This is a genomic window from Caulobacter sp. P1_D6, assembly GCF_056406095.1.
Map to the genome: position 1 here is coordinate 1 of NZ_JBFUAW010000046.1, position 19,116 is coordinate 19,116.

Here is a 19,116-nt window from a genome sequence, read left to right on the forward strand (position 1 = left end):
CCCCGTTCGACGCCGACGGCGGGCGGGCTCCCCAACGACAGGAGTCCCCGGACACGCTGGAGTAACCCCCTCCAGCCCAGTCCCGCTCGATCGCCCCCCGCCGCCGCATCGGTCGCTGGCCTTGCGCCCTTTCCCTGCGACGAGGTGGGATCAGGATACGGGCGGTCTGGAGGGTGAGGACCAAATCGGGTCGAGAAAGTTCAGGGCGTTGAAATCGCGAGGGTTTGTTCGCTGAACGCCGAGCACAGAGCCCGCCGCCTCGCTCCACCTTTCCACCGTCATCCTCGGAACAGTCCGAGGATGACGAGGCTTTGGGGGCATTGCGTGAAGCCGGACACGGCGTCACCCCTCTCCCTCCCACGCTTCCAGCGCGGGCCCCTCCCTCTCCCCTCCGGGAGAGGGTGAAAGGAGGGCGTTCCATCGCCCCGGCTCGCAAGGGACGACGTAGACACAACAGCGCAGGAGTTCGAACTTGAATCGTTTCGTCGTGATCTCCGGCTGCTCCAGCGGCGGCAAGTCTACCCTGCTGGACGAGCTGAAGCGGCGCGGCCTCGCCGTGGTCGAGGAGCCCGGCCGGCGGATCGTGCGGGCGGAACTGACCGGCGACGGCGCGGCCTTGCCATGGGTGGACGCGGCGGCGTTCGCGCAGCGAGCCGTGGCTATGGCGCTGGCTGATCGGGACGAGGCCGAGCGCCTGGATGGCTGGGTGTTCTTCGACCGGGGCCTGGTCGACGCGGCGGCCGCCCTGGAGCATGCGACGGGCGAGGCCGTGCTGGAGCGGCTGGGCCGCGCCCATCGCTATCACCGGCAGGTGTTCCTGACGCCGCCCTGGCCGGAGATCTATGTCAACGACCCCGAGCGGCCCCACGGGTTCGAGGCGGCGCGGGCGGAGTATGGGCGGTTGCTGGAGGCCTATGCGGCGCTGGGCTACGCGGTCTCGATCCTGCCCAAGATCGACGTCGCCGCGCGCGCCGACGTCCTGCTGAAGACTCTGGAAATCCAGGGCGGATCGGCAAGCATTCAGAAGCGAAAACCTCGTCCTTCGACAAGCTCAGGATGAGGTTTTCTACTGCCGAGGCCTGCGTAATGGTCCTCATCCCTCGAACGGGATGGCGTTCTTCTGCATCGCCGCGATCAGGCGGGTGCTGTTTTCGAAGATGACGTTGTCGTCGGCCATGCCGTGCAGCAGCAGCAGGCTGCCCGGCTTCAGGTTCTTCAGGCGGTTGAGCGCGTCGGAATTGGCGTAGCCTTCCTTGTTCTCGTCCGGCTTGCCCATGAACTGCTCGGTGTAGTGGGTGTCGTAGAGGCCCCACTCGGTCGGCGGCGCGCCGGCCGCGCCCGCCTTGAACGGGGTGTCCGGCGCGGTCAGCAGCATCAGGGTCATGAACCCGCCGTACGACCAGCCCATCACGCCCAGCTTGTCGGCGTCGACATAGGGCAGGCCCGCCAGGAACTTGGCGCCGGCCAGCTGGTCCTCGACCTCGACGGTGCCCATGCGGCGGTCGAGAGCCCGCTTGAACTTGGCCGAGCGGTTGCTGCTGCCGCGATTGTCCAGCTTGAAGATGACGTAGCCGTCCTCGAGATAGGGCCGTTCGCCGACCTTCTGCCACGACCGGCTGACGGTCTGGGCGTGCGGGCCGCCATAGACCGAGACGATGGCCGGATACTTCTTGGCCGGGTCGAAGCCGACCGGCTTGAGGATCTCGTAGTTCAGCACCTCGCCGTCGGACGCCTTCAGCGTGCCGTACTCCGGAACGGGCAGGGTGGCGGCGTAGGGGCCGTAGGGGTGGCCAGCGTCGAGCTTGTTCTCCTCGATCCAGCGCACGCGCTTGCCCGTGGCGTCATAGAGCGCGGTCTGGGGCGGGGTCTTGGGATCGCTGTAGCCGGCCGTGAAGGCGTTGCCCGCCTCGGCGACCTTGGCCGTCCACCAGCCGCCGGCCGGGGTCAGGGCCTTGGGCTTGCCGGGTTTGGCGTAGCTGACCTCGTAGATTCGGCGTTCCAGCGGGGTGTCGATCGAGGCGGAGAAGATCGCGACCTTGCGGGCTTCGTCGACGCCTTCCAGCGCGGTGATCGGCCAGTCGCCCTGGGTGACCTGGGCGATCAGCTTGCCGCCGGCGGCGTAGTGGTAGAGGTGGTTGTAGCCCGACTTCTCGGACGACCACAGGAAGCTGCCGTCCTTCAGCGGATGGAAGTCGTCGTTCAGCTCGATCCAGTGGGCGTCGGTCTCGGTCAGGATCGTCTTGCCCCCAACCATCTGATTGGAGCCCTTGGTTGGGTCGTAGGCGATCAACTCGACGGTCTTCTGGTCGCGGGTCTGGCGCTGGACGTACAGGGTCTTGCCGTCGGCCGACCAGTCGACGCGGGCGACATAGATGTCCTTGTTGGGGCCCAGGTCGATCTGCACGACCTTGCCGGTGGCCAGGTCCTGGACGAACAGGTCGACCACGGCGTTCGGGCGGCCGGCGCGCGGATAGCGCTGCTCGACCACCGTGGCGCCGCCCGGACCGATGTCGGCGCGCGGGATCACGTCGACGGTGCTCTCGTCGACGCGGGTGTAGGCGATGCTGGTTTCGGCGGGGTTCCACCAGTAGCCGGTGAAGCGGTCCATTTCCTCCTGGGCGACGAACTCGGCCGTGCCGAACGACAGGGCGTCCTTGCCCTCGGTGGTCAGGGCCTTCTCGGCGCCGCCGGTCGCTCCCCCATTTAGGGGCTTGATGTAGAGGTTCTGGTCGCGGACGTAGGAGACGAAGCCGCCCTTGGGCGAGACCTTGGCGTCGACCTCGTCGCCGGGGGTCTGGGTCAGGCGGCTGACCTTGCCGTCGGCGACGCTGTCCAGATAGAGGTCGCCGTCCAGCGGCACCAGGATGAAGCGGCCTTCCTTGTCCCAGCTGTATTCGACGATGCCGCGGGCCGAGACGCGGGCGCGTTCACGGCGGGCCTTCTCGGCTTCCGACAGCTCCTTGCCGCCCGACGACAGGGCCGCCGAGTCGATCAGGCGATAGGGCTCGCCCCCCTTGATGTCGGCCGCCCACAGGTCCTGGACGTTGGCCGCCTCGGCCTTGCCCTTCAGATAGGTGACGCGCTTGCCGTCCGGCGACAGGGCCACGCCCTTGGCGGTGGGACCGTTCAGGGCCGGGTCGGCGAAGATCCGCTCCGGGGTCAGTTTTTCCGCCAAGACAGGCGACGACAGGGCGAGGCAGGCCGCGATGGCCAGGAGCGAGGGTCTGATCATGGCGCGGGACGCTATCGGCGAGCGTGACTGTTGTCAGCAGGGAAGTTTGGCTCGCCCTTGTCGTGGCCGCAGGTGCGTCAGCTCGCCGCGCCTCGATGGAATCGCTTGCAATGACACCGGTGTTAGCGGTAACAGCTCGTCCGTGAGGCGCCGAGCGCCTCTGCCCTTCCTGGGCGTTTCCTCCCTAATGACTTCAAGCCCGGTCTTTTTGGCCGGGCTTTCTTTTTGGGCGCGACCCTGGCGGAGCGCATGAAAAAAGGCCGGAGGTTTCCCTCCGGCCCTTCGTTTCGTCAGTGACGCCGCGGTCCTAGAACCGCTTGCGGATCGTCACGTAGCCCTGGCGCGGGGCGCCCGGCAGCAGGGTCATGGCCGTGCCGCCCGGGTCGGCCTTGGCCGCGCCGCCCGAACCCACCGTCGAGATGTAGTCCTCGTCGGTCAGGTTGGTGATGTTGGCCTGAACCTCCAGGCCGCGCAGCCAGGCGTTGTCGCCGCCGTCGAAGCGGTAGCCCACCGTCAGGTCGGCCACCGTGAAGCCCTCGACGTTGCCGCCGTCGTTCTCGAACGTGTACCAGCGCGAGCTGGTGTAGCTGACGCCGAGATTGGCGAAGAGGCCCGGGCCGTTGTCGTAGCCCAGGACGGCCTTGAACAGGTGCTTGGGCGTGAAGACCACGTCCTTGTCCTTGGTGTGCATCGCTACCGCGCCGCCGGCGCCGGGGACGTCGTCCTGGTAGACGGAGTCGTTGTAGGCATAGGAGCCGTACAGCGACCAGGCGTCGGTCAGGCGGTACTGGCCGGCCAGCTCGATCCCCTTGGTCTCGACCGCGCCGACGTTCGACAGAACGGCCGGCAGGCCCAGGATCGGCGGAGCCGTGCTGGCGCTGTCCAGGCGGTTCTCGAAGTCGACGTGATAGACCGCCGCCACGCCTTGGAAGCGGTCGGTCTTGAGGCGGACGCCGCCTTCGAAGGTCTTGGAGGTCTCGGGCTCGAGGTTGTCGCGAATGTAGTCGACGACGGTCTGGTTCTGCGAGGCGAACGGACCCGAGGTCGCGGCCGACACGAAGGCGGCCATGTTCTCGGTGTAGCCGGCGAAGAACTCCACGCCGTTGTTCAGGCTATAGACGGCGCCGACCTGGGGCAGGAAGCTGTCCTTGGACTCGATCTTGCCGTTCACGGCGCCGACGATCGACTTGACCTCGTTCTCGACCTTCAGGGCCTTGAAGCCGAAATTGACCTTCAGGGCGTCGGTCACGGTCCAGACGTCCTGGATGTAGCCGGTCGTGGTCTTGGTGTTGAACTTGTATTCCCACGAGGTGGCGAAGGGGTTGGACTGGAAGTCCAGCGGGTCGCGCGACGGGGCCGCCAGGGTCTCGGCGTAGAACCGGCGAGCCTGGTGGAAATCGTTGTCCTCGGTCCAGAAGCCGGCGCTGATCGCGTGGCCGCCCAGGTCGACATAGACATTGCCGATCAGACCCTTGCGGTCGATGTCGTACTCGGTGGTGCGGATCGACAGCGGGGCGGCGTTCGAACCGGCCGCGCCATAGCCGGGGCTGACCGTGTAGGGCGTGTACCACAGGCCCTGGCCTTCGTTCTTGTGGCCGTAGCCGGTCAGGTCGAAGCGGGCCATTTCGCCCAGGTCGTGCTTCAGCGTGACGGCGTAGATGTCGTCGTCGCGGATGCCGGCGCCGGCGTAGTAGGCGTCGTCAGGCGTGGCCACGCCGTACTGGGCGTACGGGTTGGTCCCCACGCCGGTCCAGTAGCCGCCGTTCAGGATCGGGTTGGGACCGGCGTAGTTGGCCGGGTTGTTCAGCACCGTGGCGACGCCGACGGCCTTGTTCCAGTCGGGCTGGAAGTTGTCCCAGTCGCGGCCCAGGCGCTTGATCATGTCGAACGACATGTCCTGGTAGTCCTGCTCGCGGCGCTCGGAGTGGTTATAGAACGCGGTCAGCGAGCCGGTCTCGCCCAGGGGCAGCACGACCTTGGCGTCGAACTGGCGCTGCTTCTGCTCGCTGCCGCCTTTCCACTTGTCGGCCTTCTGGTCGACGCCCGAGATGTAGGCGCGCAGGCCGCCCAGGCTTTCGATCGCGCCGGTGTCGATGCGGCCGAACACCCGGTACATCGAGTCCGAACCGACCGTGGCGTTGGTCTGGACGTGGAACTCGCGCGACGGGTCGCGGGTGAAGAACTGCAGCGTGCCGCCCAGGTTCGAGGTCGAGGCGGTCGACAGCGAGCCGGCGCCCTGGGCCAGCTCGACCTTGCCCAGGTCTTCGCTGGTGACGGCGCGGCTGATGTGCAGGCCGTTGTAGTTGCCGTAGCTCATGTCGCCCAGCGGCACGCCGTCCAGCGTGAAGCCCAGGCGGCTCTGGTCGAAGCCGCGGATGGCGACGCGGGTCGACCACTCGTAGGCGCCGAACGCGTCGGCCGACTGGAAGCTGACGCCTGGCAGCTTCTCGATCGCGCGCAGCGGGCTGGAACCGGCGGCCAGGACTTCGATCTGGGTGGTGGTGATCGTCTGGACCTGGCGGCTCTGGCCCTGGCCCAGCACGATGATGGCGTCGACTTCGTTGGCGTCCGCCGGAGCGGCGGCGGCGGGGGCTGGGGCGGGCGCGGTTTCGGCGGCCAGGGCCAGGAGCGGCGTGGCCGACAGCAGGGCGCACAAGGCCCCGCCCAGCATCAGGTGTCGTTTCATGATTTGAATCCCCACGCCGGCGCTCAGGGGGAGCGGCGCCGGCTTAGTGATCTGCGGTAACAGTGCTCGGCGACAGAGTTCCGACAGTTCCATGTCAGGTTGCGGACGGTCCGGCGACGGCCGGATGACAGGCTGTCGCACCGCCGCGAGCCCCCTGCGCATTGCGGAATCCCGCCCCGAAGGCTATCTGAGCGCCCGACCCCTGATCCCCAAGATCTTCCCCGATCTGACCAGCGAGAACCAACGCCCCCCATGGCTCAGCAATATATTTTCCAGATGCAAGGCCTGACCAAGGCCTATCCCGGCGGCAAGAAGGTCTTCGAGAACATCTGGCTGTCGTTCTACTCCGACGCCAAGATCGGCGTCGTGGGCGTCAACGGCTCGGGCAAGTCGACCCTGCTGAAGGTGATGGCCGGGATCGACAAGGAATTCTCGGGCGAGGCCAAGGCCGCCGACGGTATCCGTCGCGGCTACCTCCCGCAGGAGCCGGTGCTGGACCCGACGCTCGACGTCTGGGGCAACGTCATCGCCGACTGCGAGGACAAGCAGATCTTCGACCGCTACAACGCGGCCGCCAACAAGCTCGGCGAGGAATATTCCGACGAGCTGATGGAGGAGATGACCAAGCTCCAGGAGATCATCGACGCCCGCGACCTGTGGGACATCGACTCCAAGGTCGAGATGGCCATCGACGCGCTGCGCTGCCCGCCCAACGACGCCAACATCGACAGCCTGTCGGGCGGTGAGAAGCGCCGCATCGCCCTGGCGCGCCTGCTGCTCAGCAAGCCCGACATCATGCTGCTGGACGAACCGACCAACCACCTGGACGCCGAGTCGGTGGCCTGGCTGCAGCACCATCTGGAAAACTTCCCGGGCTGCGTGATCCTGGTCACCCACGATCGCTACTTCCTGGATCAGGTCACCAAGTGGACGCTCGAGCTCGATCGCGGCAAGGGCATCCCCTACGAAGGCAACTATTCCGGCTGGCTGGAGCAGAAGACCAAGCGCGTCGTGCAGGAGCAGTCGGAGTCCGACAGCCGCCAGCGCGCGCTGACCCGCGAACTGGAGTGGGTCCGCAGCTCGCCCAAGGCCCGTCAGTCCAAGTCCAAGGCCCGCCTGGCGAGCTACGAGGAAATGGTTTCGGCGCAGGAGAACGCCCGCGCCGCCCAGACCCAGGCCCACATCCAGATCCCGCCCGGCCCGCGCCTGGGCAACCTGGTGCTGGAAGTCACCGGCCTGGAGAAGGAGTACGGCGACAAGGTGCTGTTCAAGGACCTGTCGTTCAAGCTGCCGCCCAACGGCATCGTCGGCGTCATCGGCCCGAACGGCGCCGGCAAGTCGACGCTGTTCAAGCTGATCACCGGCCGCGAGCAGCCCGACCAGGGCACGGTCAAGGTCGGCGAAACCGTCAAGCTGTCGTATGTCGACCAGAGCCGCGACGCCCTGGATCCGAACAAGACCATCTGGCAGGAAGTCTCGGGCGGCACCGACGTGATGGTCGTCGGCAAGCGCGAGATCAACAGCCGCGCCTATGTCGGCAGCTTCAACTTCAAGGGCGCCGACCAGCAGAAGAAGGTCGGCCTGCTGTCGGGCGGTGAGCGCAACCGCGTCCACCTGGCCAAGACCCTGGCCACCGGCGGCAACCTGCTGCTGCTCGACGAACCGACCAACGACCTGGACATCGAAACCTTGCAGGCCCTGGAAGAGGCCCTGGAAGAGTTCGCCGGCTGCGCCGTGGTCATCAGCCACGATCGCTGGTTCCTGGACCGTCTGGCGACCCACATCCTGGCCTTCGAGGGCGACAGCCACGTCGAATGGTTCGAAGGCAACTTCGAGATGTACGAGGAAGACAAGAAGCGCCGCCTGGGCGCCGACAGCCTGATCCCCAAGCGCATCAAGTTCCAGAAGTTCGCCCGCTAGTACGCGGATCGATCACCGGATATCAACGGGGCGGCCTGCGAGGGCCGCCCCGTTTTCGTTAGTCCTACTTCGGTTCGGTCGGCGCGCCGGGCGTTTCGGTGGAACCGGGGAGGTTCGAGCCCGGGGCCGGGGGCGAGGATTCCGGCATGGTCGGCGGCGTGGACGGCATGCTGGTCGAGGAGTCCGAGGGCATGCTGGTCGAAGCCGGCGGGTTCACCGAGGTGTCGGGAGCCGGGGTGGTCGTGGTGGTGGTCGTGGTCGACGTCGTGGCCGAGGTGTCGGCCGACATGCCGGTCGAGGCCGAGCCGCTCCACCAGTCCTTGCTGGCCCGTTCCTTGGGCGAGGCCTTCAGATAGGCGTCGAGCTGGGCGTAGGGGATCGGCTGCTTGGGGCTGGTCGAGGCCGTCGAGCCCTTGTGCGTACCGGCGGAAGCGCCGCCGGCGACAAGCATGGCCAGCGCGGCGCCGGCGGCGAGCGTTCTGATCATCATGGGATTCTCTCCAGAACTGGCGCGTCCACACTGATCGCGTCGCTTAGCAAAACCCCCCAGCGTGACCGCAGTTCACAGCTTGGCCTTCGCGACGTGCGGAACCTTGGGCGCGCGCTATGGGTTTCGCAGACCGGTTCCCTGCCCGCGATCACTATTCCGGGACCTGGCGGGCAATGGCGTTCGCCAGGAACTGGAGTAGCTTGATCTGGCGAAACTGATCCCGATCTTTCAGGAACAGATCGCGGATGCGTGGCCTGCGTTGGCCGCGCGCGTTGTCCGGGATGGAGAAAAGCATGCCCCAAACGCCCGTCGAGAAGCCCCACATCGTCCTTTCGCACGAGATGCTGATGCCGCTGCAGCCGCTTCTCGAAGGGGCGTACCAGGTGCACCGGCTGTGGGACTATCCCGACCGCCTGGCGTTCCTGGACGGGCCGGGGCGACAGGTGCGGGCCATCGTCCACGCGGGCGAAATGGTGCTGACCAAGGACCTGCTGGTCGAGATGCCCCGGCTGGGCCTGATCGCCTGCGTCAGCGTCGGCTATGACGGCGTCGACGTGCCGTGGTGCAAGCAGCACGGCATCGCCGTCACCCATTCGACCGGCCTGAACGCCGCCGACGTCGCCGACCATGCCGTGGGCCTGGTGCTGGCCGCCTGGCGCGGCATCGTCGAGGGCGACCAGAAGCTGCGCAGCGGCCACTGGACCAGCATGGAGCGGATGAGCCCCCGCCACGGCCTGCGTGGCCGCAAGGCCGGCATCGTCGGCCTGGGCCATATCGGCGAGGCGGTGGCCCAGCGCCTGGAGGCCTTCGAGCTGAAGGTGTCGTGGTGGGCGCCGCGTCCCAAGGAGACCGAGCGTCCACGCGCCAAGAGCCTGCTCGAGCTGGCCAAGGACAGCGACATCCTGGTGGTCTGCGCGCGTCCGGACGCCGCCAACCGCCACATGATCAACCAGGCGGTCATCGAGGCGCTGGGGCCGCAGGGCCTGCTGGTCAATGTGGCGCGCGGCTCGCTGGTCGACGAGGACGCCCTGATCGCCGCCCTCAAGGACGGCCGGCTGGGCATGGCCGGGCTGGACGTGTTCGACCACGAGCCGACGCCCGCCGCGCGCTGGGCGGGCGTGCCGCACACCGTGCTGACCCCCCACACGGCCGGCGCCACGCTGGACAGCATCCCGGCCATGGTCGGGCTGACGGTCGAGAACCTGCGCCGGTTCTTCAAGGGCGAGGGCCTGGCTTCACCGGTCGACGCTTAGGCTGGAAAGGCCGCCGCGAACGGCTCCGGCGCCAACCGCAGACCGTTCGTCAGCAGGCTGACCGTCCGGTAGAAGCCGGCCAGCATCATCAGCTCGATCCGCGCCTCTTCGTCGAAGGCCTCCGACAGGCGGGCCCACAGGGCGTCGTCGATGTCGGCCCTGGCGTTGACCGCGTCGCAGAAGGCGATCAGCAGCGCCTCGCGCGGCGTCCAGCAGGCGGCCACGCCCGGCGTCGTGGTGGCCTCCAGCCGCTCGGTGTCCAGTCCCGCCGCCTCGGCGAAGATCGCCGCGTGCACGCCCCACTCGTAGGCCGCGCCGTTCAGGGCGCAGATCCGGTGGATGACGATCTCGCGCTCGGCCAGGCCGAGATGGCCCTCGTCGAGCAGACCGCCGCCGGTGAAACGGGCGAACAGTCGCGCGTCGCGGGCCAGAGTGCGGAACAGCGACAGCGGCTGGTCGCCAGGCGTCTTCAGGTGGTCGAGGGTTTCCTGGACGGCGGCGGGGTAGGGCGGTTTGGCGGGCGTGATACGGGCGGACATGGCGGTCTCCCTGAACGCACGAGGGCGTGCTACAGAATCTGTATCATGGCGAAATCCGAGTCCGCTACAGAAATTGAAGCGTCCGTCACCGCGCCGTTGCCGGGCGCGCCGGTGCGCGGCTCGACGACCGGTCGGCCGGTCATGGCGGCGCTGGACCTGATGGGGCGGCGCGGGGCGTTGCGGATCCTCTGGGAACTGCGCGACGGCGCGGTCCTGACCTTTCGCGCCTTGCAGGCGGCGGCCGAGCTGCCGCCGGGCACGTTGAACGCCCGCCTGGGCGAGCTGCGGGCGGCCGGGGTGGTCGACCAGGCCGGCGGCTATCGCCTGACCCCGCGCGGAGCCCAGCTGCTGGACGCCCTTGCGCCGTTGCAGGCCTGGTCGCAAGCTTGGGCCGAGGATCTGGGCGCGCACGATCCGTGCGCCGGGACGAGGGAGATCTAGATGGCCAAGGTGCTGGGCTTGGGCGGGGTGTTCTTCAAGGCGGAGGACCCCGACGCGGTCCGCGCCTGGTACGCCCGGGTGCTGGGCTTCGACGTGTCCGACTGGGGCGGCGTGATCTTCAAGCATCCGAAGGTCGGTGTCGCCAACTGGTCGCCGTTCGCCGCCGACACCCGCTACTTCGAACCGTCGCAAGCGCCGTTCATGATCAACTATATCGTCGACGATCTGGACGGCGTGTTGGCCAAGGCGGCCGCCGAGGGGGTCGAGCCGACCGGGCGCCAGGACGAGGACATGGGGCGGTTCGCCTGGCTGATCGACCCGGCCGGGGTGAAGATTGAGCTTTGGGAGCCTTCCAAGGTATCTTCCGAGGCATAGTTTACCGCGCCGGCCCGCTTGAACGGGATCGTTCGCGAGCGGGGCGGCTACGGATTTAGCTTGCCAAATCGGACATAAAGATATCTTTATGTCCTTATGAAAGTGTCATCCGAACAGGTCGTGGATCTGCTGCGCGCGGCGGGGGAGTCGACCCGCCTGCGCGTGCTGGCCCTGCTCGCGGCCGAAGAGCTGTCGGTGCTGGAGCTGTGCCGGATTCTGGACCAGAGCCAGCCCCGGGTCTCACGCCATCTGAAGCTGCTGGCCGAGGCCGGGCTGGTCGAGCGCTTTCCCGACGGCGCCTGGGTGTTCTACCGTCTGGCCCTGAAGTCGCCCGGTCGCGCGGTGATCGACCAGGCCCTGGACCTGATCGATCCGCAGGACCCCGTCGCCCTGGGCGACGCCGAGCGGCTGGCCCTGGTGCGCGCCGAACGCACGGCCGGCGCCCAGTCCTATTTCGCCCGCAACGCCGCGCGCTGGAACGAGATCCGCTCGCTGTACGTCGACGAGGCCGAGGTCGAGGCCGCCATCCTGCAGGCGGCCGGCGAGGGGCCCTTCGACGAGATGGTCGACCTGGGCGCCGGGTCGGGCCGCATGCTGACCTTGCTGGGCAAGCGCGCGGGAGCCGCCCTGGGCCTGGACCTGTCCCAGCAGATGCTCAACATCGCCCGCGACGAGGTGGCCAAGGCCGGCCTCGTCCAGTGCGAACTGCGCCACGGCGACATCTTCGCCACCGGCCTGCCGAGCGGCTGCGCCGATCTGGTGACCGTCCATCAGGTGCTGCACTATCTGGGCGACCCGGCCGCGGCCGTGGCCGAGGCCGCGCGGCTGGTGGCCGACGGCGGCGTGCTGCTGATCGCCGACTTCGCGCCGCACGATCACGAGTTCCTGCGCGAGAACCACCAGCACCGCCGCCTCGGCTTCGCCGACGCCGAGATCGCCCCCTGGATCGAGGCCGCCGGCCTGGTCCTGGACGCCAACATCGCCCTGCCGTCGCATTCCGACGAGGGGCTCACCGTCAAGATCTGGACGGCTCGACGCCCAAGCGACAGGGCAGCCGTTCGAAACGCCGAAAGAAGCGCAGCATGACGACCGTTCCCGCCAGCCCCTTGGCTCCCCGCCGCGTCCTCGGTCCCGTCGCCCGCGCCGGCGAGCGCACCAACCGTCCGCGCGTCTCGTTCGAGTTCTTCCCGCCCAAGACCGAGCAGATGGAAGAGAACCTGTGGGCGGCGATCAAGCGCCTGGCCCCGCTGGACCCGGCCTTCGTCTCGGTCACCTACGGGGCCGGCGGCTCGACGCGCGAGCGCACTCACCGCACGGTCAAGCGCATCCTCGAGGAGACCAGCCTCAAGCCCGCCGCCCACCTGACCTGCGTCGGCGCCAGCCGCGCCGAGGTGGACGAGGTGATCCGCGAATACTGGGAGACCGGCGTGCGCCACGTGGTGTCGCTGCGGGGCGACCCGCCTCCCGGCGAGGGCGGCATCGGCGGCGTCTACGTGCCCCGCGAGGACGGCTACAGGAACGCCACCGAACTGACCGCGGCCCTGACCTCGATCGCGCCGTTCAACGTGCTGGTCGGCGTCTATCCGGAAAAGCATCCCGAGAGCCCGTCGATCGAGCACGACATCGAGGTGCTGAAGGCCAAGGTCGACGCCGGCGCCACCCTGGCCATCAGCCAGTTCTTCTTCGACACCGACGCCTTCCTGCGGTTCGTCGACAAGGTGCGGTCGGCCGGGATCACCATTCCGATCGTGCCGGGCATCATGCCGGTGACCAACTTCAAGGGCCTGGTGAAGATGTCGGCCGCCTGCCAGACAGCGGTGCCGGCCTGGCTGGCCAACATCTTCGACGGCCTGGACGAGGACGCCGACACCCGCCGCCTGCTGGCCTGCTCGGTGGCCGCCGAGATGTGCGCCAAGCTGCAGGAACAGGGCTTCAGCGACTTCCACTTCTACACCCTGAACCGGGCCGATCTGGTCTACGCGATCTGCCGCGTGCTGGGCGTGCGCGAGACCGCGCCGTCCCCGATCTCGGCGGAGGCCGCGGCGTGAAACGGTCGGCGTCGATCCTTCTGGCGGCCTTCGCCCTGGCGACCGTGATCCCGGGGGCGACGGCGTTCGCCGACGATCCGGCCAACTGGTCCAAGCCGATCCGCCCGTATCGGGTGATCGGCAACATCTACTATGTCGGCTCCGAAGGGCTGTCGGCCTGGCTGATCTCGTCGTCGGAAGGCCATGTGCTGCTGGACAGCGGGCCTTCGCCGGCCGGGGCCAAGCTGATCGAGACCAACATCCAGGCTCTGGGCTTCAAGCTCTCGGACGTGAAGGTCCTGATCAACACCCACGCCCACTTCGACCACGCCGGCGGACTGGCCCAGCTGAAAGCCGACACCGGCGCCAAGGTCTGGGCCTCGCGCGCGGACGAGCCGGCTCTGAAGAAGGGCCAGCACTTCGGCGACAACGACAACGGCCTGACGCCGTTCGCGGCGGTCAAGGTCGACAAGGCGTTCGGCGACGGCCAGAAGCTGAAGCTGGGCGAGAACGTCCTGATCGCCCACCTGACGCCGGGCCACACGATCGGCTGCACCACCTGGACCACCCAGGTGGTCGACCGCGGCCGGCCGCTGAACGTCACCTTCAACTGCTCGACCTCGGTGGCTGGCAACGTGCTGGTCGGCAACAAGACCTACAAGACCATCGTCGCCGACTACCGCGCCACCTTCGCCGCGCTCAAGGTCTTGCCCACGGACGTGATGCTGCCCAGCCACGAGGAGCAGGGCGGCCTGCTGGCCAAGCGCAAGAAGATGCTGGCCGGCGACATCAACGCCTTCATCGACCCGACCGAACTCGCCCGCTACGCCACCGCCTCGGAGGAAGCGTTCGACAAGGAACTGGCGCGCCAGCAGAGCGCGCGCAAACCGTGACGCTGGCCCCCAGCCAGCAGAATTGAGTCCCGCTTCCCCGCGAAGCGCTAGAAAGACCCGAACGGCCGGAGCCCGATCCTCCGGCAGGAGCCGACCATGACCGATCTCACCACCCGCGCGGGGCGCATCAAAGCCCTCAAGGCCGCCGCCAAGGAACGCATCCTGATCCTCGACGGCTCGTGGGGCGTGATGTTCCAGAAGCGCAAGCTCTCCGAGGCCGACTACCGCGCCGAGCGCTTCGCCGACTACGACGGCCAGATGAAGGGCAACAACGACATCCTGTGCCTGACCCGGCCGGACATCGTCGCCGACCTGCATCACCAGTATTTCGCGGCCGGCGCCGACATCTCCGAGACCAACACCTTCTCGGGCACCACCATCGCCCAGGCCGACTATCGCCTCGGAACCGACGTGGTGCGCGACATCAACTACGAGGGCGCGCGCATCGCCCGCTCGGTGGCCGACGAGTGGCTGGCCAAGGAACCGGAAAAGCCGCGCTTCGTGGCCGGCTCGATCGGTCCGCTGAACGTGATGCTGTCTATGTCGTCGGACGTGAACGATCCGGGCGCGCGCAAGGTGACCTTCGACCAGGTCTATCAGGCCTATCGCGAGCAGGTGGCGGCGCTGCACGACGGCGGCGTCGACCTGTTCCTGATCGAGACCATCACCGACACCCTCAACTGCAAGGCCGCGATCAAGGCGATCATGGACTTGGTAGACGAGGGCTACGAGGAACTGCCGATCTGGATCAGCGGCACCATCACCGACCGCTCGGGCCGCACCCTGTCGGGCCAGACGGCCGAAGCCTTCTGGAACTCGATCAAGCACTGCAAGCCGTTCGCCGTGGGCTTCAACTGCGCCCTGGGCGCCGACCTGATGCGTCCGCACATCGCCGAGATGGCCCGCATCGCCGACACCCTGGTCGCGGCCTATCCCAACGCCGGCCTGCCCAACGCCATGGGCGAGTACGACGAGGAGCCGCACCAGACCGGCCACCAGCTGCACGAGTGGGCCAAGGACGGCATCGTCAACATCCTGGGCGGTTGCTGCGGCACCACGCCGGACCACATCAAGCACGTGGCCGACGAAGTGCGCGGCCTGACGCCCCGCGCCATCCCCGAGCGCCCGAAGGCCATGCGCCTGGCGGGCCTGGAACCGTTCGAGCTGGCTTAGGAATTTCGATGCGTACGACCCTTCTTTTCGGCGGAATGAGCCGCGAACGTCTTGTCTCGGTCGCCAGCGCCAAGGCTCTGTCTACGGCGTTGCCGGGCGCCGACCTGTGGTTCTGGGCGCCGGACGACCAGGTCTATGTGGCCAGCGACGCCGTGCTGCAGGCCCATGAGCGTCCCTTCGAGATCGACCTGCCCACCGAGGGCGCGCCGATCGGCGGCATCGAAGCGGCGCTCGACAGGGCCAAGGCCGAGGACCGCGTGCTGGTCCTGGGCATGCACGGCGGCGCGGCCGAGAATGGCGACCTTGCGGCTCTCTGCGAGGCGCGCGGCGTGGCCTTCACGGGCTCGGACTCCAAGTCCAGCCGCCTGGCCTTCGACAAGATCGCCACCAAGACCGCCGTGGCCAAGGCCGGCGTCGTCGCGCCCTCGACGGTCGAACTGGCCGACGCCGAAAGCGCGCTGGCGAAGTACGGCAAGCTGGTCGCCAAGCCGGTGGCCGACGGCTCGAGCTACGGCCTGATCTTCGTCACCGAAGCGGCCGACCTGGAGACCCTGAAGGCCGCCGCGGCCCGCGAAGCCTATGTGATCGAGCCCTTCGTGGCCGGCGCCGAGGCCACCTGCGGGGTGCTGGAGCAGGACGGCAAGGTCTTCGCCCTGCCGCCAGTCGAGATCCGCCCGGCCGATGGCGCGTTCGACTATGTCGGCAAATACCTGGCCAAGACCACGGAAGAGATCTGCCCGGCCACCTTCGCAGCCGACGTCAACGCCGCCATGCAGGAGGCCGCCCTCAAGGCCCACAAGACCGTGGGCGCGGGCGGTTATTCGCGCAGCGACTTCATCGTCACCCCGAAAGGCCCGATCTTCCTGGAGATCAACACCCTGCCGGGCATGACCGCCGCGTCGCTGTATCCCAAGTCGCTGAAGGCCCAGGGCATCGCGTTCCGCGACTTCCTGGACGGCCAGATCGCCCTGGCGGTCGCCCGCGCCAAAGCCGAGGCGGTCTAAGATGAGCGCCTGGACCAGCGGACTGTTCGACAACGACGACGCCTTGGACTTCATCGACGACCTGGCCGAAGCGCCCGACTGGCGCACCGTCGTGCAGGCGCTCGACTACGTCACCAAGCAGGCGGGCTATCTGGAAGCGCCGGAAGGGCAGATCGCCGTGGCCGCCGCCGCGATCGTCGCGGCCGCCGTCGGCGACGTGACCATCCTGCCCGACAATCATCGCGAGCTGAAAGCCGCCCTCGGCGCGCCGCCGGAAGGCGCCGTCGCGCTGGCCCGCTCGGCCCTGGCCCGGGTGGTCGCCCCGGCCTCCGAACTCGACGAACTCTGGCAGGAGGGTGACGAGCACGACGCGTGGCTCACCCAGATCGCCGCCCTGCAAACGACCTTGAGCGCCGCCAAATGAGACCCGTCTTCGTCAACATCGGTGAGCGCACCAACGTCACCGGCTCGGCCAAGTTCAAGAAGCTGGTGATCGAGGGCGACTATCCGGCCGCCCTGTCGGTGGCCCGACAGCAGGTCGAGGCCGGCGCCCAGGTCATCGACGTCAACATGGACGAGGGCCTGCTGGACTCCAAGCAGGCCATGATCACCTTCCTGAACCTGATGGCGGCCGAGCCCGACATCGCGCGGGTGCCGGTGATGATCGACAGCTCCAAGTGGGAGGTGATCGAGGCCGGCCTGAAGTGCGTGCAGGGCAAGGCCATCGTCAACTCGATCTCGATGAAGGAAGGCGAGGCCAAGTTCATCGAGCAGGCCCAGCTGTGCCTGCGCTACGGCGCGGCCGTGGTGGTCATGGCCTTCGACGAGGTCGGCCAGGCCGACACCGCCGCCCGCAAGATCGAGATCTGCGAAAAGGCCTACCGCATCCTGGTCGACAAGGTGAGCTTCCCGCCGGAAGACATCATCTTCGACCCCAACATCTTCGCCGTGGCGACCGGGATCGAGGAGCACGACAACTACGCCGTCGACTTCATCGAGGGCACGCGCGAGATCAAGAAGCGCTGCCCCTACGCCCGCATCTCGGGCGGGGTGTCGAACGTCTCGTTCAGCTTCCGCGGCAACGAGCCCGTGCGCCGGGCCATCCACTCGGTGTTCCTGTACCACGCCATCGAGGCGGGCATGGACATGGGCATCGTCAACGCCGGCGACCTGCCGGTCTACGACACCCTGGACGCCGAACTGCGCGAGGCCGTCGAGGACGTGATCCTCAACCGCCCGCAGCGCACCAACGTCTCCAACACCGAGCGCCTGGTCGACATGGCGCCGCGTTACAAGGGCGACAAGAGCCAGGTCCAGACCGCCAACCTCGAATGGCGCAAGGGCACGGTCAACGAGCGCATCACCCACGCCCTGGTCAACGGCATCACCGAGTTCATCGACGCCGATACGGAAGAAGCGCGCCTGTCGGTCGAGCGGCCGCTGCACGTGATCGAAGGCCACCTGATGGACGGCATGAACGTGGTCGGCGACCTGTTCGGCTCGGGCAAGATGTTCCTGCCGCAGGTGGTGAAATCGGCCCGCGTGATGAAGCAGGCCGTGGCTTGGCTGGAGCCGTTCATGGAGGCCGAGAAGGCCGGCAAGCCGCGCGAGCAGGCCGGCCGCATCCTGATGGCCACCGTCAAGGGCGACGTCCACGACATCGGCAAGAACATCGTCGGCGTCGTGCTCCAGTGCAACAACTACGAGGTCATCGACCTGGGCGTGATGGTCCCGGCCGATCGCATCCTGGAAGAGGCCAAGAAGCACAACGTCGACATGATCGGCCTGTCGGGCCTGATCACCCCGTCGCTGGACGAGATGGTGTTCGTGGCGTCCGAAATGGAGCGCCAGGGCTTCACCATGCCGCTGCTGATCGGCGGCGCCACCACAAGCCGCACCCACACCGCGGTCAAGATCGAGCCGGCCTACCACAAGGGCTCGACCACCTATGTGCTGGACGCCAGCCGCGCCGTGGGCGTGGTCTCGGGCCTGCTGTCGGCCGGCGAACGCGATCGCCTGCAAGCCGAGACGCGGGCCGAATATGTCCGCATCCGCGAGCAGTACGCGCGGGGCCAGACGGCCAAGGCGCGCACCAAGATCACTGAGGCCCGCAAGCGCAAGTTCGACATCGACTGGAAGGGCTACACGCCGCCCAAGCCCAGCTTCATCGGCGCGCGCACGTTCGAACCCTCGCTGGAAGAGCTGGTCCCGTTCATCGACTGGTCGCCGTTCTTCGCCAGCTGGGAGCTGATCGGCCGCTTCCCGCAGATCCTGGAGGACGACGTGGTCGGCGAGGCCGCGACGGACCTCTATCGCGAAGCCCGCGAGATGCTCGACAAGGTCGTGGCCGAGAAGTGGTTCGGGGCCAAGGGCGTGGTCGGCTTCTGGCCGGCCCAGGCCGACGGCGACGACATCGTTCTCTATGCGGACGAAACCCGCTCGACCGAGCTGGCCCGGCTGTTCACCCTGCGCCAGCAGATGGACAAGTCCGAGGGCAAGGCCAACCTGGCCCTGGCCGACTTCGTCGCGCCGATCGGGCAGGGCGGCGACTACATGGGCGGCTTCGCCGTCACCGCCGGCCACGGCGAGGACGAGATCGTCAAGAAGTTCAAGGACGCCGGCGACGACTATTCGGCGATCATGGCCTCGGCCCTGGCCGACCGCCTGGCCGAAGCCTTCGCCGAGTGGCTGCACTACAAGGCCCGCGTCGAGCTGTGGGGCTACGCCCCCGACGAGTCCGCCGACACCGACGTGATGATCGCCGAGAAGTACCAGGGCATCCGCCCGGCGCCCGGCTATCCGGCCCAGCCCGACCACACCGAGAAGGGCACGCTGTTCAAGCTGCTGGACGCGGAAGCCGCCACCGGCATGATCCTGACCGAGAGCTACGCCATGAGCCCCGGCGCGGCGGTGTCGGGCTTCTATTTCAGCCACCCGCAGAGCCACTATTTCGGCGTCGGCAAGGTCGATCTCGACCAAGTCGAGGACTATGCTCGCCGCAAGGGCTGGGACCTGGCCAAGGCCGAGAAGTGGCTGTCGCCGATCCTCAACTACGACCCCGGCGCCAAGGCGCGGGAGGCGGCGGCTTAGCCTCCGCGGATACA

General features: G+C 67.8%; 16 protein-coding genes and 2 pseudogenes. 12 read left to right on the forward strand and 6 right to left on the reverse strand.

The features are described from left to right. Positions 1 to 472 precede the first annotated feature (472 nt). Positions 473 to 1,060 carry an AAA family ATPase gene (locus tag AC1DYP_RS21510; RefSeq protein WP_477048054.1) on the forward strand — a complete coding sequence of 196 codons (588 nt, stop codon included), beginning with the start codon at positions 473 to 475 and terminating at the stop codon, positions 1,058 to 1,060. Between the two features lie 39 nt (positions 1,061 to 1,099). Here the strand turns inward: AC1DYP_RS21510 and AC1DYP_RS21515 are convergent. Together AC1DYP_RS21515 and AC1DYP_RS21520 are read right to left on the reverse strand one after the other, a co-directional pair. Continuing rightward, positions 1,100 to 3,232: pseudogene (locus tag AC1DYP_RS21515) on the reverse strand (S9 family peptidase); the annotation flags it as partial. Positions 3,233 to 3,539: 307 nt separating this feature from the next. Continuing rightward, positions 3,540 to 5,918 carry a TonB-dependent receptor gene (locus AC1DYP_RS21520; RefSeq protein ID WP_477048055.1) on the reverse strand — a complete coding sequence of 793 codons (2,379 nt, stop codon included), beginning with the start codon at positions 5,916 to 5,918 and terminating at the stop codon, positions 3,540 to 3,542. A 252-nt stretch (positions 5,919 to 6,170) separates the two neighbouring features. Here AC1DYP_RS21520 and ettA point away from each other — a divergent pair, with 252 nt between their 5' ends. Further along, on the forward strand, positions 6,171 to 7,838 hold the full coding sequence (gene ettA, locus AC1DYP_RS21525) for an energy-dependent translational throttle protein EttA (protein ID WP_477048056.1): 1,668 nt from the start codon (positions 6,171 to 6,173) through the stop codon (positions 7,836 to 7,838). 64 nt (positions 7,839 to 7,902) lie between these two features. Here ettA and AC1DYP_RS21530 read toward each other — a convergent pair whose 3' ends face one another. Together AC1DYP_RS21530 and AC1DYP_RS21535 are read right to left on the reverse strand one after the other, a co-directional pair. After that, positions 7,903 to 8,328 carry a hypothetical protein gene (locus tag AC1DYP_RS21530; RefSeq protein WP_477048057.1) on the reverse strand — a complete coding sequence of 142 codons (426 nt, stop codon included), beginning with the start codon at positions 8,326 to 8,328 and terminating at the stop codon, positions 7,903 to 7,905. Between the two features lie 151 nt (positions 8,329 to 8,479). Then, on the reverse strand, positions 8,480 to 8,623 hold the full coding sequence (locus tag AC1DYP_RS21535; protein WP_477048058.1) for a hypothetical protein: 144 nt from the start codon (positions 8,621 to 8,623) through the stop codon (positions 8,480 to 8,482). Between AC1DYP_RS21535 and AC1DYP_RS21540 the strand changes: the two genes are divergently transcribed. Then, positions 8,622 to 9,581 (forward strand): 2-hydroxyacid dehydrogenase, encoded by a 960-nt coding sequence (locus AC1DYP_RS21540; protein WP_477048059.1) that lies wholly within the window; start codon positions 8,622 to 8,624, stop codon positions 9,579 to 9,581. The two genes, AC1DYP_RS21535 and AC1DYP_RS21540, sit on opposite strands and share 2 nt — an antisense overlap. On the opposite strand, the gene AC1DYP_RS21545 is transcribed toward AC1DYP_RS21540, so the two are convergent. Continuing rightward, a complete protein-coding gene (locus AC1DYP_RS21545) occupies positions 9,578 to 9,805 on the reverse strand; it encodes a carboxymuconolactone decarboxylase family protein (protein WP_477048074.1) in 228 nt (75 codons plus the stop codon). The two genes, AC1DYP_RS21540 and AC1DYP_RS21545, sit on opposite strands and share 4 nt — an antisense overlap. Further along, positions 9,788 to 10,120, reverse strand: a pseudogene (locus AC1DYP_RS21550) (carboxymuconolactone decarboxylase family protein); the annotation flags it as partial. The pseudogene AC1DYP_RS21550 and the gene AC1DYP_RS21545, both read right to left, overlap by 18 nt. 45 nt (positions 10,121 to 10,165) lie before the next feature. Between AC1DYP_RS21550 and AC1DYP_RS21555 the strand changes: the two are divergent. The 9 genes from AC1DYP_RS21555 to metH all read left to right on the forward strand — a co-directional run bounded on the left by AC1DYP_RS21555 (position 10,166) and on the right by metH (position 19,102). Then, positions 10,166 to 10,561, forward strand: coding sequence for a winged helix-turn-helix transcriptional regulator (locus AC1DYP_RS21555; RefSeq protein ID WP_477048060.1), 396 nt, complete (start codon positions 10,166 to 10,168; stop codon positions 10,559 to 10,561). Then, positions 10,562 to 10,936, forward strand: coding sequence for a VOC family protein (locus tag AC1DYP_RS21560; protein ID WP_477036069.1), 375 nt, complete (start codon positions 10,562 to 10,564; stop codon positions 10,934 to 10,936). Positions 10,937 to 11,032: 96 nt separating this feature from the next. Further along, on the forward strand, positions 11,033 to 12,022 hold the full coding sequence (locus AC1DYP_RS21565) for an ArsR/SmtB family transcription factor (protein WP_477048061.1): 990 nt from the start codon (positions 11,033 to 11,035) through the stop codon (positions 12,020 to 12,022). Next, entirely contained in the window at positions 12,019 to 12,984 is a 966-nt protein-coding gene (metF, locus tag AC1DYP_RS21570; RefSeq protein WP_477048062.1) for a methylenetetrahydrofolate reductase [NAD(P)H], read from the forward strand. The genes AC1DYP_RS21565 and metF overlap by 4 nt, the downstream gene beginning before the upstream one ends. Next, positions 12,981 to 13,856 (forward strand): CAU/MBL1b family subclass B3 metallo-beta-lactamase, encoded by an 876-nt coding sequence (gene blaCAU / locus AC1DYP_RS21575; RefSeq protein WP_477048063.1) that lies wholly within the window; start codon positions 12,981 to 12,983, stop codon positions 13,854 to 13,856. The genes metF and blaCAU overlap by 4 nt, the downstream gene beginning before the upstream one ends. Before the next feature lie 96 nt (positions 13,857 to 13,952). Beyond that, entirely contained in the window at positions 13,953 to 15,029 is a 1,077-nt protein-coding gene (locus AC1DYP_RS21580) for a homocysteine S-methyltransferase family protein (RefSeq protein ID WP_477048064.1), read from the forward strand. An 8-nt stretch (positions 15,030 to 15,037) separates the two neighbouring features. Next, positions 15,038 to 16,033 (forward strand): D-alanine--D-alanine ligase family protein, encoded by a 996-nt coding sequence (locus AC1DYP_RS21585; RefSeq protein WP_477048065.1) that lies wholly within the window; start codon positions 15,038 to 15,040, stop codon positions 16,031 to 16,033. A 1-nt stretch (position 16,034) separates the two neighbouring features. Next, positions 16,035 to 16,436, forward strand: a complete 402-nt coding sequence (locus tag AC1DYP_RS21590; RefSeq protein ID WP_477048066.1) for a DUF4259 domain-containing protein — start codon at positions 16,035 to 16,037, stop codon at positions 16,434 to 16,436. Further along, a complete protein-coding gene (gene metH, locus AC1DYP_RS21595; protein WP_477048067.1) occupies positions 16,433 to 19,102 on the forward strand; it encodes a methionine synthase in 2,670 nt (889 codons plus the stop codon). The genes AC1DYP_RS21590 and metH overlap by 4 nt, the downstream gene beginning before the upstream one ends. Positions 19,103 to 19,116 lie beyond the last annotated feature (14 nt).